This window comes from Priestia sp. 179-F W1.4 NHS (genome assembly GCF_045369295.1).
Taxonomy (GTDB): domain Bacteria; phylum Bacillota; class Bacilli; order Bacillales; family Bacillaceae_H; genus Priestia; species Priestia zanthoxyli.
In genome coordinates this window covers 88,516-101,946 of sequence record NZ_JBIQFF010000005.1, presented here as the reverse complement: position 1 = coordinate 101,946, position 13,431 = coordinate 88,516, and the positions used below count along the sequence as shown (strand labels likewise).

Annotated in this window: 17 protein-coding genes; 13 read left to right on the top strand and 4 right to left on the bottom strand. The window is 37.3% G+C overall.

Annotated elements, in window-relative coordinates; all coding sequences use genetic code 11:
* The first annotated feature begins 71 nt into the window (after window positions 1-71).
* Window positions 72-1,562 carry a sensor histidine kinase gene (locus ACH0CI_RS21025; protein WP_406902203.1) on the top strand — a complete coding sequence of 497 codons (1,491 nt, stop codon included), beginning with the start codon at window positions 72-74 and terminating at the stop codon, window positions 1,560-1,562.
* Entirely contained in the window at window positions 1,540-2,223 is a 684-nt protein-coding gene (locus tag ACH0CI_RS21020; RefSeq protein ID WP_033579157.1) for a response regulator transcription factor, read from the top strand. The genes ACH0CI_RS21025 and ACH0CI_RS21020 overlap by 23 nt, the downstream gene beginning before the upstream one ends.
* A 42-nt stretch (window positions 2,224-2,265) precedes the next feature.
* Here ACH0CI_RS21020 and ACH0CI_RS21015 read toward each other — a convergent pair whose 3' ends face one another.
* Together ACH0CI_RS21015 and ACH0CI_RS21010 are read right to left on the bottom strand one after the other, a co-directional pair.
* Window positions 2,266-3,885 (bottom strand): SulP family inorganic anion transporter, encoded by a 1,620-nt coding sequence (locus tag ACH0CI_RS21015; protein WP_335708457.1) that lies wholly within the window; start codon window positions 3,883-3,885, stop codon window positions 2,266-2,268.
* A 16-nt stretch (window positions 3,886-3,901) separates the two neighbouring features.
* Window positions 3,902-4,489 carry a beta-class carbonic anhydrase gene (locus ACH0CI_RS21010; protein ID WP_013057294.1) on the bottom strand — a complete coding sequence of 196 codons (588 nt, stop codon included), beginning with the start codon at window positions 4,487-4,489 and terminating at the stop codon, window positions 3,902-3,904.
* A gap of 248 nt (window positions 4,490-4,737) precedes the next feature.
* On the opposite strand from ACH0CI_RS21010, the gene ACH0CI_RS21005 reads away from it, so the two are divergent.
* The 4 genes from ACH0CI_RS21005 (at window position 4,738) to ACH0CI_RS20990 (ending at window position 7,606) form a co-directional block, all read left to right on the top strand.
* Entirely contained in the window at window positions 4,738-5,400 is a 663-nt protein-coding gene (locus ACH0CI_RS21005; RefSeq protein WP_335708406.1) for a hypothetical protein, read from the top strand.
* Between the two features lie 153 nt (window positions 5,401-5,553).
* Complete coding sequence (locus tag ACH0CI_RS21000) at window positions 5,554-6,000, top strand: MerR family transcriptional regulator (RefSeq protein ID WP_074680920.1); 447 nt, start codon at window positions 5,554-5,556, stop codon at window positions 5,998-6,000.
* Window positions 5,970-7,142, top strand: coding sequence for an MFS transporter (locus ACH0CI_RS20995; protein WP_014459848.1), 1,173 nt, complete (start codon window positions 5,970-5,972; stop codon window positions 7,140-7,142). Before ACH0CI_RS21000 ends, ACH0CI_RS20995 begins: the two co-directional genes overlap by 31 nt.
* 164 nt (window positions 7,143-7,306) lie before the next feature.
* Window positions 7,307-7,606, top strand: coding sequence for a TIGR04104 family putative zinc finger protein (locus ACH0CI_RS20990; RefSeq protein ID WP_406902202.1), 300 nt, complete (start codon window positions 7,307-7,309; stop codon window positions 7,604-7,606).
* Between the two features lie 32 nt (window positions 7,607-7,638).
* Here the strand turns inward: ACH0CI_RS20990 and ACH0CI_RS20985 are convergent, their stop codons facing one another.
* A complete protein-coding gene (locus tag ACH0CI_RS20985) occupies window positions 7,639-8,838 on the bottom strand; it encodes a multidrug efflux MFS transporter (protein WP_335708408.1) in 1,200 nt (399 codons plus the stop codon).
* A gap of 305 nt (window positions 8,839-9,143) precedes the next feature.
* Between ACH0CI_RS20985 and ACH0CI_RS20980 the strand changes: the two genes are divergently transcribed.
* The 7 genes from ACH0CI_RS20980 to ACH0CI_RS20950 all read left to right on the top strand — a co-directional run bounded on the left by ACH0CI_RS20980 (window position 9,144) and on the right by ACH0CI_RS20950 (window position 13,099).
* Window positions 9,144-9,563 carry an alanine:cation symporter family protein gene (locus ACH0CI_RS20980; RefSeq protein WP_406902271.1) on the top strand — a complete coding sequence of 140 codons (420 nt, stop codon included), beginning with the start codon at window positions 9,144-9,146 and terminating at the stop codon, window positions 9,561-9,563.
* A gap of 136 nt (window positions 9,564-9,699) precedes the next feature.
* Window positions 9,700-10,062, top strand: a complete 363-nt coding sequence (locus ACH0CI_RS20975; RefSeq protein ID WP_406902201.1) for a YidH family protein — start codon at window positions 9,700-9,702, stop codon at window positions 10,060-10,062.
* A 281-nt stretch (window positions 10,063-10,343) separates the two neighbouring features.
* The gene (locus ACH0CI_RS20970) at window positions 10,344-11,174 is read left to right on the top strand and encodes a YihY/virulence factor BrkB family protein (RefSeq protein WP_033579151.1); all 831 of its coding nucleotides are present in this window, start codon (window positions 10,344-10,346) and stop codon (window positions 11,172-11,174) included.
* Between the two features lie 147 nt (window positions 11,175-11,321).
* Window positions 11,322-11,864: an alkaline shock response membrane anchor protein AmaP gene (amaP, locus tag ACH0CI_RS20965; protein ID WP_047750853.1), complete on the top strand. Its 543-nt coding sequence runs from the start codon at window positions 11,322-11,324 to the stop codon at window positions 11,862-11,864.
* 15 nt (window positions 11,865-11,879) lie between these two features.
* Window positions 11,880-12,089 carry a DUF2273 domain-containing protein gene (locus ACH0CI_RS20960; protein WP_033579149.1) on the top strand — a complete coding sequence of 70 codons (210 nt, stop codon included), beginning with the start codon at window positions 11,880-11,882 and terminating at the stop codon, window positions 12,087-12,089.
* Between the two features lie 27 nt (window positions 12,090-12,116).
* Window positions 12,117-12,557, top strand: coding sequence for an Asp23/Gls24 family envelope stress response protein (locus tag ACH0CI_RS20955; RefSeq protein WP_034269226.1), 441 nt, complete (start codon window positions 12,117-12,119; stop codon window positions 12,555-12,557).
* Window positions 12,558-12,640: 83 nt separating this feature from the next.
* Window positions 12,641-13,099, top strand: a complete 459-nt coding sequence (locus ACH0CI_RS20950) for a 2-thiouracil desulfurase family protein (protein WP_335388295.1) — start codon at window positions 12,641-12,643, stop codon at window positions 13,097-13,099.
* Window positions 13,100-13,147: 48 nt separating this feature from the next.
* Here ACH0CI_RS20950 and ACH0CI_RS20945 read toward each other — a convergent pair whose 3' ends face one another.
* Window positions 13,148-13,321 (bottom strand): hypothetical protein, encoded by a 174-nt coding sequence (locus ACH0CI_RS20945; protein WP_308122678.1) that lies wholly within the window; start codon window positions 13,319-13,321, stop codon window positions 13,148-13,150.
* Window positions 13,322-13,431 lie beyond the last annotated feature (110 nt).

The window sequence follows — 13,431 nt, the reverse complement described above, 5'->3', positions numbered from 1 at the left end:
ATCTATTTGTTATTCACCTTTACTAGTCTATCAAATAGTTTTGTTAAAGCCAAAGGGGCATAGGGTAAGTCATGTCAATTCAGCTGCGTTTTGTTTTAACGTATATCAGTATTGTGTTTGTTTTTATTATTTTGCTTTTTTTATCGGGCTTTCTTATTTTTTTCTCCATTACTGGAGACGCCGATTTTGTAAGAAAACTGTACAGCCACTCCTATGAGTATAAATTGTTAACGCCAGAAGAAGAAAATGCATTCTTAGATTTAAAGTTATTGAGTGAAAAAAAACCAGAACAGCTGCTGCGGCCGGAGACAGTTAAAAAATATGAATTTGAAAATATTGATATTGTGATTCAAAAAAACACAGAGGTTGTATATGCTTCAGAATCCATTAAAGGAGAAAACCTTCGTAAATACTTGCCAAAGCATCAAAAAAGTAAAGGAAATCATTCGTATCAGCAGGACATGCTGCGCATAGGCAAGCAGTATTTTACATATATCAACCTTGATTTTCCTTTCTCAAATGAAGAAAAAGGAAGCATTTACGTTTTGCGAAAAATCAGCCCTTATGTAGGCATTATTAATCGGATTTTCCCTTTTTTAATCTTTCTACTATTAATTTTAGTCATTGTGATTATTGGATTTTTAAACTATCTTGTTTCAAGAAGCATTATTAAACCCATTCGTGAATTAAAAGAAGCAGCCGAAAAAATAAAACAAGGTGATCTTCACTTTGAGATCTCTGCTAATTCAAAGGATGAAATAGGCGAATTAACGCAAGCTTTTGAAGAAATGAGGCAAAAACTAAAATCTTCTGTTGAACTGCAAATTCAATATGAAGATAATCGAAAGCAGCTGCTTTCAAGTATTTCACACGATTTACGAACTCCCATTACTTCCATTGTAGGATATGTAGAAGGAATTCAAGATGGCGTAGCTAATACGCCAGATAAGCTTTCTAAATATTTGTTAACAATTTCAACGAAAGCAAAAGACATGAATGCGTTAATCGATGAGCTGTTTTTATTTTCTAAATTGGATTTGCATGAAATTCCATTTGTGTTTAAAAAACTTAATATTTCTGCCTTTATGAAAAGCTATGTGCAAGAGCTTCAGTTTGAAATGAGCGAACATGATATTGATGTTTTATTTTCTAATGATTCTCTAACGACACTGTATGCAAAGGCAGATGCTGAGCAGCTGCGAAGGGTTTTAATAAATTTAACAACCAACAGCATTAAATTTATGGATAAAGAAAAAAGAAGAATCGATATCGTTCTTTCTGCTACCGAAAGTGAACTCATTATTGAAGTAAAAGACAACGGCTCTGGGATTTCACCGGAAGCATTAGCGCATATTTTTGACCGGTTTTATCGAGCAGAACAGTCCCGCAATAGCAATACCGGAGGAAGTGGACTTGGACTGGCCATTGCAAAACAAATTGTTGAACGCCACGGGGGAGACATCTGGGCACTAAGTAAGCTTGGCGAAGGAACAAGTATTTTCTTTTCTTTGCAAAAAATGAATGAAAATGGTGATACACATGAAGAAGATATTGTTAATTGAAGATGAAGTAAGTATTGCTGAATTGCAAAGAGATTATTTAGAAATTAACGATTTTGAAATAGACGTTCAATATAGCGGGGATAAGGGATTAGAAAAAGCGTTAAATGAACATTTTGATTTGATTATTTTGGATATTATGCTCCCTAAAGTGAGCGGATTTGAAGTGTGCAAGCAAATTCGAGCTGCAAAAGATATTCCAATCATTTTAGTTTCAGCTAAAAAAGAAGAAATTGATAAAATTAGAGGGCTCGGGCTAGGTGCAGATGACTATATTACCAAGCCATTCAGCCCTGGGGAGCTGGTCGCAAGAGTCAAAGCGCATTTAGCGAGATATGAAAGACTCTCTGATAAGCAGGAAAAGCGTATGATTCGCATTCATGGTTTAGCGATTGACACGCTCGCTAGAAGAGTATTTGTGAATGACAAAGAAGTGTTTTTTACAGCGAAGGAATTCGATTTGCTGAAGTTTATCGTTTCTCATCCAAATCAAGTATTAAGTAAAGAACATCTATTTGAAAAAATTTGGGGATTTGATTCTTCAGGAGACATTTCAACCGTAACAGTTCACATTCGAAAACTAAGAGAAAAGCTAGAAGAAAACCCAGCAGATCCTCAGTACCTAGAAACGGTTTGGGGAGCAGGGTACCGATTTAATATTTAAAAAAAGAGATCCGAACGATTAATCGTTCGGATCTCTTTTTTATTACGTAGTAACGATTCTATGACGAGCTTTAATCTTACTCACGGGAGGTTCGGAAGAAAATATATTTTTTTCACCGATTTTATCATATAGACCGGTTGACTTTAACATTTCTTTCGGCTGGTGCTGTAAGCCAGAAATAACGACTTGGCTATGCGAATCTTTCAAACGTTCGACCACCTTCGATAGTAAAGCTTCTCCAGATGTATCAATAAAGGAGACTTGGCTCATTCGAAGCAATAAAACTTTCGGTTTCGCTTCAGCGATGTTATCAAAGGAATCTTCTAATACTTCAGCTGATCCAAAGAAAAGAGATCCTTGCATGGTATATTCCATCAGCTCAGATTTGTGAGCGTTTTCAGATGTTTCCGCTAAAACCTTTGAAATCTTCAGTGATCCGCTCATTCGTTTCACGAACATAACAATAGCTAAAAGTAGACCTACGCCTACACCTGTTGTTAAATCGATTGAAACTGTTAATAAAAACGTAGCTACAAGTACAAATGAATCAGCTGACTTGGTTTTTAAAATATGTGCAAATTCTTTACGTTCACTCATATTCCAAGCCACAAACATTAAAATAGGTGCCATACTTGCCAGCGGAATGTTTGATGCATAAGGAGCCAGCATCACAAGGACCAATAAAACAACTAAGCCGTGTATAACTCCTGATAACGGAGAAGCTGCGCCGTTTTTGATATTAGTAGCTGTTCTGGCAATGGCACCAGTTGCAGGAATTCCGCCAAATAGCGAGGTAGCGATATTAGCAATTCCTTGACCCACAAGCTCTTTATTGCTATTATGCTTGGTTTTGGCCATATTATCAGCAACAACAGCTGATAGTAAAGATTCAATACCTCCAAGCATCGCAATTACGCAGGCAGCAGGAAATAGCATCACGATGTTATCCCATGTTAAATCTGGGAAGCTAAAAGATGGTAGTTTACTCGGAATGGCACCGTAAGTAGAGCCAATCGTTGCAACTTTTCCTGGGAACAGTGTAATGGCTACAAGTGTGGAGACAAGAAGACCTAGAAGGGCACCGGGAATTTTAGGTAAAAACTTTGGCGTTATAATCACGATAGCTAAACAAATAGCGGCTATGATGACGCTGTAAATGTTAATCGTTGCAATTTTTAGTAGGATTTCAATCATATTTAAATGAAATTCCTCATGTTTTGCAATTCCCTTTAGGCCTAAAAAGTTAGCGATCTGACCTGAGAAAATAATAATCGCAATTCCTGCTGTAAATCCAATCGTCACAGGGCGCGGAATAAACTTTATAAGTTTCCCTAGTTTAAATATTCCGAGAAGCGTAATCATAATTCCAGCCATAAAGCCGGCAATAATGAGGTTCTCATAACCATATTGCATGACAACTCCAAGCAGCACCGGAACAAATGCACCTGTTGGGCCTGCAATTTGAAATTTCGATCCGCCTAATATTGAAACCATAATCCCTGCGATAATGGTTGTATAAATTCCGTATTCAGGTCTTACACCAGAAGCGATGGCAAAGGCCATTGCTAAAGGAATAGCAACGACCCCAACAACCAAACCGGCGATAATGTCTTTTTGTAAATGCCCTGCTGAATAGCCTTGAAATCGGTTATCTTTTAGCATTCGATAAAACCCTCCTTCATGAGCTTACGGTTTCAGCTCGGTCTTGGGAATAGCCGTTTACAACGACGTCAAGTTTTCCTGTTGAAGGATGAATAACCATTCCAGAAACAAGCACGTCTTTTGGTAATAAAGGGTGATTTCGAATCATATCCACACTGTTTTCGACACTATCCTCTACACATTCAAACCCAGTCAGCCATGATTCTAAATCAATACCAGCATATTTTAGATTACGAATCTGTTCCGTGCTAATCCCTCTTTGTTCAGCAGAGGCTAAAATAGCTTCAGCTTTCATGCCCGTCATTCCACATTCATGATGACCAATGACACATACTTCATCAGCTTGCAAAGCGTAGACGGCAACTAAGATACTTCTCATGACGCTACCAAAGGGATGAGAGATAACAGCTCCGGCATTTTTTACTATTTTTGCATCTCCATTTTTTAGCCCCATAGCTTTAGGAAGTAATTCTAACAAACGTGTATCCATACAAGTTAAAATGACTATTTTTTTGTTAGGAAATTTGGATGTTTGAAAAGCCTCAAATTGATTATTGGTTACAAATTTTTCATTAAACTTTAAAACTTCAGATAGACAAGTCATTGTTTTCCTCCTGCGTTATTTATTTTTAACTTATTTTTTAGTCTAAAGATAAAGTTTAAAAACGAACTAAATAAAATATTAAAATTTTCTTAAAATATTCAGAAAAAACTTATAAATAAACAGAAATTATATGCGTGAAATTATGTAAGCGTATTCTTTGTTTGTTTTCACGAAAAATAGGAATTATATGTTAAAATGGTACAAAGTTGGAATTGTCTAGAAGAATGGTAGAAAGGAGGAAGGCAAAAGTGAAGGTTCTTATAGCAATAGGCATTATTTTCTGTTGTTTAGTAGGGTGCAGTTCTAATGCCCAAGTCACCAACGACAAAGAAATGGGGCAAAATATTCAGCAATCATTTGAAAAAAAAGGTGTAAGCTCAGTGGATGTATCGAAGTTAAGTGATTTTAAATGGGAAAAAGGATATTTATTCACAAACAAAAGCAAGAAAGCCGACGTAGAAAAACTTGTAAACGCACCGATCAGTGAAGAGGTGATGAAAAAAATATCTGCTGCTGATCAAATGCTTGTGTTTGTAGATGAAGGAGAAGTTGTCCGCTATGTAGAACTACCCCAAGATTTCATAGCGCATGATAAAAACCAACTTGAATTTTCATCTTCTCATTCGGAATTAAAATTTAATAAAAAAAGGGAGGGCAAGCCTATAAAAGCAGGAGATAAAACGTTAAGTTCAGAAGATGCTTTAGCTGTAGAATCAATTATGAAACAAATTCAATGGAAAAAAGCTGATTACAGCGTCGCTCTTGACCCAGATGTACAGCTTACTTATGAAGGAGTCGTATACAATATACGATTCACCTCGGAGAGTGCGGAACTTACTTCTAAAAGACGAGGAGTGTACGGTAAAGTAACAGGAGAAACAGCACAGCAGCTATATGACATATTGATGTAACCTATTGATTTATCAATAGGTTTTTTGGTGCACATATTTTTTAAATTTACATAAAATGTCTTGATATTATTGACATTAACGTTAACGTTAATCTATAATGGTAATATAGAATTGACGTTAACGTTAATGTTAAAGGAAGGTGAAGGGGAAAACATGTATCTAATCGATGACGTGACGAAAATGACAGGTTTGACCAAGCGTGCTCTTCGGTATTATGAAGAGATTGGACTCATTTTACCCCCGCAGCGCACAAAAGGAAATGCGCGAATTTATTCCGAAGAAGAGGTAAAAGAACTAAGAAAAGTAGCAGAAGCAAAAGAAGTTCTCGGTTTTTCTCTACAGGAGCTGCAGCAGTTTATGTCGCTTAAAAGAATGATTGAAGAAAGAAGTGAGCGGCAAGGATTGTCAGTGAAAGAGATCACGCAAATAGAAGATTTGCTAGAAAATCAAATCAAGATGATTGATTTTAAAGTCGTAAAAATGCAGGCATTTAAAACAGAATTAAAAGAAATGCGAGAATCTGCTATGGCAATACATGAAAAAACAAAAACAAAAGGAGAGATGAAAGAGTGGAAGGACAGCATTCAAATAACCGATTAGGTCAAATTATTACAGTAGTAGCTACTTTTTTAGCGTTTATGGGGATCGGGGTAGTAGATCCGATTTTACCGGAGATTGCTAAGCAAATTGGAGCTTCTCATTGGCAAGTAGAAATGTTATTTACTTCCTACTTGTTAATGATGGCTATTATGATGATTCCAGCAGGCATCTTAGCATCACGTGTAGGAGACAAGCGTTTGATGGTAACAGGACTTATCATTGTGACGATTTTTGCAGCGCTATGCGGGTTTTCTAACAATATTCCTCAGCTTTCCATTTTCCGAGCAGGATGGGGACTTGGTAATTCGTTTTTCTTTGCAACAGCTATGACGCTGCTTATTGCATTATCAGGTGAAGTGAAAAAAGCAGTAGGATTATATGAAGCTGCAATTGGTTTGGGGATGGCCGGAGGACCGCTTGTAGGAGGCGTGTTAGGAAATGCTTCTTGGAGATTGCCGTTTTTCGGTACAAGTGCTTTAATTTTTATCGCCTTTATTTTAGTATTAACGATTGTTAAACAGCCTACAAGCACTAAACCTCGTAAAGCAGCAGGTTTTAAAGACATGGTTAAACTTTATAAATTAAAACCATTTACTCAAGGCGCTGTATCAGGCATGCTTTATTACTACGGATTTTTTACAGTGTTAGCGTATACGCCGCTTATTCTATCGATCGGAGCTCTTCAAATTGGCTTTGTTTTCTTTGGATGGGGATTATGTTTAGCTTATGGCTCAGCGGTTTTAGCACATCAGTTAGAAAAAAGATATCAGCCAAAACAAGTGTTACATGTTAGCTTAATTGTTTTTTCACTTATTTTAATTTGTTTATTTGCCTTTGATGCAACATGGTTGCGCATTGTTTTAATTATGGCAGCAGGTCTTGTATCAGGACTTAATAATGCCTTATTTACGAGTCATGTAATGGAAGTATCTCCTTATGAACGAGGAATTACATCTGGAGGATATAATTTCTTAAGATGGTTAGGCGCAGCGTTTGCTCCTTTATTATCAGGAGTTATCGGCAATGCTGTAGCGCCTCAAGCTCCTTTTCTTGTAGCAGCGATTCTTGGATTGCTCGCTTTTGTTATTATGGTTATAAAAGTAAAAACAACTTCTCAAACGAATGAAGCTGTTTCTAAATAAACGTTGAAATAAAAGGCTTTTTCCTGTAAAAAGCCTTTTATTTTGTTTTATGTTATAATAGTAAAAACGTTTTTAATCATAAAAATGAAACTCTTTACCAACTCTTTACCAACTTGTACGTATACTTTATATGTACATAAATTCTTTTTAGGAGCGTGATGCCCATGGCCACCTGTCAAAATTGTAATCATAAATGGAACTGGAGGACAACCTTTAAACAACTGTTAACATTTAGAAACGTTTTAGAATGCCCACACTGTGACAAACAACAGTATATCTCTGCAAAATCCCAAAAGCGATTATCAATCTACTCATTTGCACCCCTTATTATTTGGCTTATTCTCTCACTATTTGACTTTTCCTTTCCATCCATTGTTGTCGCGGAGCTTATTTTCTTCATAGCAGCGGTTGTTATGATGCCACTTTCTTGTGAAGTAAGCAGCGAAGAAGAACCCTTGTGGTAATAAAAAAACCTTCCGTTAACACGGAAGGTTTTTTATGCGGCTTTACCGTCTAGCTGCTGTCTGTGATGGCGCTGATAATACACCCACCCAGCATTCAACAGTAGAAGAACACTCGTTGTTAGAAATACGTAAGGAATTCCTTTAGCTCCGGCAATTTGTCCGCCAATAACTGGACCGGCTAAATTCCCGAAGTATTGTGCTGTTTGATTATAGCCAAACATTTTACCTGTAATCGAGTCCGGCACAATTTTCTTCAAATAAGAATTAATAGAAGGTAACAATCCTCCCATTGCAAAACCGAGTAAGAAACGTAGTAAAAATAGCTGCCAAGTACTATGCACAAAGGCCTGCAAGCCGCAAATAACCGCTACGATAAGCAAGCATATTTGAAGGACATTTTGAGGACCCACGCGATCGCTGACTTTGCCAAGTCTGGATGCAGCCAAAATATTTGAAATTCCTGTTGCCGCTACGACAAAGCCTGAAATAAGGGCAAGATGATCGGTATGAGTAGACAGTTGTTTTACATACAGTGTAACGATTGGCTGAATAGCCATAACCGCAAGCTGCAGTAAAAAAGTGGTAACAAATACACCAATCACGGCCTTCGAATTCTTAAGAGAAAGTAACCCAATGTTAGATTCTTTCATGGTTTTCGCCGTCTCTTTTTTGTCTTCTTGAATTAAATTTACAATTAAAAAAGACAAAAACATAAATGCACCTGTCACGAAAAAGACGTGACGCAATCCAATTGTATCTCCTAAGTAGCCGCCTACTAGCGGTCCTAATAAAGATCCTGATACAGCCCCTGTAGACAACGTCCCTAATGCTTTACCGCTGTGCTCTTTAGGTGTTTGAGTCGCTACTAACGTAATGGCTGCAGAGATGAAGCCGGAAACGGCCCCCATTAAAAAGCGCAGTCCGACAAGCTGATAGACATTTTGTACAAAACCAATAGAAGTCATAACAATTGCCATACCCAAGCTTGCGCGAAGGAGCATCAGCTTTCGACCGTATTTGTCGGCCAAACTTCCCCATAAAGGAGAAACAATAGCGGCCATTAAAAAGGTAGCTCCAAATGCAATACCAGCCCATCTGCTGATGGAGCTTGTATCGTGAACCCCCAGCTTTTCAATATAAAGCGGTAAAAACGGAATAACTAAACTCATCCCGGCTGTGGTGCAAAAAGAACCGAACCAGCAAATGTACAAGTTTCGTTTCCATAATTCCATTCTATTTCCTTCTTTCGTTGTGCCGCATAGCGTAAAAACAACAAAAGAGCGAAACCATACGGCCTGCTCTTTTAGCATACATGCAGCATCTTTTTATCAGCTTAAATTATACCACATATCAGAAATATTTAAAAATAAAATGATTCACTTAGTGAACTATTAACATGAAATGAAAACAGAAAGATGTGCTGCGGTTACACTCCGCCTAGAACATAAAGTGACCCTTAGTTCACTCATTACCTTATGCTGTAACAGTAGAGGATATGTAAAGAACTTATGCTTCACTGAAAAAAGCGTAAGATAATCTGTCTAAAATATACGTTATATCCACACAGTATTATATTGCGGAAACGAACTTAGCTTACGTAATGAAAGGCAAACAAAATAAAATAGTATCCATGATCCTTAAGGCAGCTCTTTTAGCCACTACTTTGTACGGGTCTATCCGAACAGCTGAAACTGCATGGGCATTAGCAGACATCGGAGTTGGAATAATGGTTTGGCTCAATTTGATTGCAATTTTGATTTTAGCTAAGCCTGCTTTAATAACCTTAAAAGATTATCGCGAGCAGAGAAAACAAGGAATAGATCCTGTCTTTTCTCCTGGGAAATTAGGAATTCAAAACGCTGATTATTGGGACGAGGAATATCAGCATGATCAAGATAAAGAAAATGTTTCACAAACTAAAAAAAGCCAACTGGGGTTGGCTTTTTTTAGTTTGTGAAGAAGCTCTTTCGACCGCTTGAAAATGGTAATGATTCGTTTTTTTCGGGTATAATGTGGCATGAAGCGTCCTCAATTTATTTTCGTTTGAGCATTTATTTATAATAGAAGACATATAAAAGGACGGTGGTATGTGCATGACTAAAAAAGAAAATGAATCTATTTATATTCAGCAGCATTTAGCAAATGAACGAACGTATTTAGCGTGGATTCGAACGTCTATTGCTACACTCGGCATTGGTTTTGTTGCAGGAGGCCTGCATTTCAATTCCGGAAAAAAATTAAGTGAAGCAGCCGATACTCTTATTATTGCTGTTATCATCTTTTCTTTAGCTGCAAGTGCAGGTTTGCTTCTTTTCTCAACCTATCATTATTTTTCAACACGTAAAAGAATTAATAGCCAAACGTATCAATCTTCTCACGCTTTGGTTATTTTCGTTTCAATGATTATGCTGATGCTGATCGGGGCTCTTATGTTTTACTTTTTTAACATAGCGTAAAAAGTTTAAGGTGTAAGAAAAGAGGGAATACACCCCCAAAGAATTTACGGTTTTATGAAAGAAAAAGAAGATCTATTGATATGGTGGTAATGGCAGATGTAATTATAATAATATCTTCTTTATGAACCGGCTGTATAATTTTACAGGTTAAATTCTTTGTTAACCGCGGATAATGGAAAAGGAAAGCTTTATAAGCCGAAACTTATCCAATCCATGTTGAACATAAAAAATTGAATATGAATTTCACTGTAGGGTGAAGCGAAAGTAAAGGAGAACGCTGTATGATTCAAACATCTAAGACCGTTGCCGCTCGTTTTTTTACGGAGCGTTTCTTTGATCAGGCTGCTCAAACAGCCTACTATTTTTTGTTATCTTTTGTACCGTTTATTATCTTTCTTTTTTCTCTGCTGAGTTTTTTTCCAATTGATACAAACAATTTGCTGATATTTATTGAACCATTTACACCTAAAAGCGCCTACGACGTAATTGAACGGTCAATTGAAACAGTTAACAATAGCGGGAAAAAAGTTTTATCTTTTAGTTTATTGGCGACTTTTTGGCTCGCATCTATGGCTATACAATCTTTGGTTCGTTCGTTAAATGACGCGTATCATATTCAAAGAAAACAAACGTTTTTGCGCGGTTTAATCAATGATTTAATTTTAACTTTTGGTTTTATGGTTGTAGTAGCTATTTCATTATTTGTACCAATTATTGAAGAGGTCATTCGACATTTGGTCCTAACAAAAGTCCATGTTCCTGACATATGGTTTCAAAGCTGGACGACAATTAGATGGGGAATTGGGACATTATTTTTATTAGGCTTTTTTATTCTTTTTTACAAACTGATGCCAAGCGCAAGAGTAACGTGGAAAGATGTACTTCCAGGAGCTGTTTTCTCCACGCTAGGATGGCAAGTTGTATCTACCGGATTTGGATACTATGTCCAGTTTGGAAGCTACTCGCAAATCTATGGTCAGCTTGGAAGTATTATTATTTTAATGGTCTGGTTTTATTTAACGGCCGCTATTTTATTAATTGGCGGTTTAATAAACGGTAATAAGTTCATCAAAGCTCACAAGACAACGTATAGAGACGTGGAAAACGACTAGGGAAACCTAGTCGTTTTTTTTATATTCAGTTTTACAGTTAAAAGGTTTATTAAAAAAATATCGCGGGTAACTATTGAATATCTCGTTGCCTTTCCTATACACATAACTAAAAAACAGTAGGAGTTCACGTTGAGATGAGGTGGAAAATTGAATAATTTTAATCGGTTTTTAATCGCAGTTATTGGAATTGCAGGACTGATTTGTTCCGGTATGTTAGCACTGATGGTTTATAAGGTTCCTCACCTTTCGAACTGGGTAGAAAAGTGGCAGCATCAGGAGTGGTTTTACTACACGATATTATCAATAAGCGCATTTTTAGCTGTTATTTTTATTATTTTTCTTTTAACAGGCATATTTAGCAGACCGCCTAAAAAGAATTTAGCAATTGTAACAGGCGAAGGCAAAATAACCATTTCTAAAGCCACGATTGAATCTACAGCTTTGCGAGCAATTAGAGGCTTTCAGGGAATACGCTCTCCTGAAGTCCAAGCATCTATTCATTCTCGCAAAGAAAGAGTTAGTCTATATATTAACTGTTCGCTGTTTGGACGAGATGGGCTACCAACACTAGGAAAAGAGATGCAGCTTGAAACAAAACGCGCCGTGGAGGCCTTACTTGAGCTTCCCGTTCACTCCATTCGTATTGACTTAACAGATACACAAACACGAAAGAAAGAACGTGTTGTGTGATGAAGGAGGGACATAATGGGTACTCCAGATAAATTGATTCCATACCGTGGCCGAGTACTTGGTATTCTGGCAGGTTTAGTGTTGGCAATTTTACTATTAACAATTGGTTTTGGCCCCACGCTGCTAATCGTAGCTTTTATGGGAATTGGTTATGTAATTGGGAAGTGGCGAGACGGTCATTTAGACATACATGCCTGGGTAGGATTCTTTACTAGAGGAAGATAGAAAATCACTTTAAGGGAGATGTTCGTTATGGCAGTTAATGAAACAAATACAGCAGTAAAACCTCAGGAAAATACACATCAAAATACATTAACATTTGAAGATCAAGTCATTAAAAAAATTGCTGGAATTGCAGCTAATGAAATTAAAGGGATTTTATCAATGAGCGGTGGATTTATGAGCGGGTTAACAGATCGCTTCCGCAGCACGGAAGACATCACAAAAGGGATTAACGCTGAAGTTGGAGAAAAGCAAGTTGCTCTTGATTTAAAAGTAATTGTTGAATACGGAAAAAATGTTCCAGCGATTTTCTCCGAAACTGTTCATAACGTGAAAAAATCAGTTCACGATATGACGGGCTTAGAAGTAGTAGAAGTAAATATGCACGTAGAGGACGTAATGACTCGCTCTGAATTTGAAGCAAAAACGGATCGAGACAAAGAGCAGGAGTCAAAGCGTGATCTTGAATAAAATATAAAAGGTAAACACTTCCATTCGTCATATATTCTTTGTATGATGAATGAGAAGTGTTTTTTTATGGGAGGGAGAATTCTGTGATATTGGTTAGTTCTTGCTTAGCAGGTCAAGCTTGCAGATATAATGGAAGCAGTGCCTTAGTTAAGGAAATGGAAGCGCTCGTTGAAAATAAAGAAGCGGTGATGATATGTCCGGAACTGTTAGGTGGATTTCACACGCCTAGAGAACCGGCAGAAATTATAAAAGGAACGGGAATAGACGTAATAAACGGAAATGCGCGAGTTATTGAACGATCGAGAAAAGACGTGACAGATATATACATAGAAGGGGCCTATAAGGCACTGAACATCGCAAAAGAAATAAAAGCTACTGTTATTGTACTAAAAGAAAACAGTCCTTCATGCGGAAGTGAACATATATATAACGGAGCATTTCTAGGTGTTAAAATAGCCGGTGAAGGGGTAACGACTGCGTTGTTAAGAAAGCATGGTTTTATCGTTATATCCGAATCTCAATTTGCAGCTAAAATGTATTAAGAGCAATCACAATGACAAGAGGATGGGACAGAACGAAATGAATCCAACTCAAAGACAAACAATTTGGATGCATGATCTGGACTGCTTGCTCGACCGCTGTTGATTTCCGTGCAAGGCTTCGCTTTCCGCGGGTGGCCGATGAGCCTCCTCGTCGCTTCGCTCCTGCGGGGTCTCATCTGTTTCGCTGTTCCTGCAGGAGTCTTCACCTTGCCCTCCAACCAACAGCTATAAGTACCTGCGTTCACCATGATTATAAAAAAACACGAACTATTTATCCATTTTTGATAGATAGTTCGTGTTTCACTTTTATGAAATTATTTTTATCCAATCTC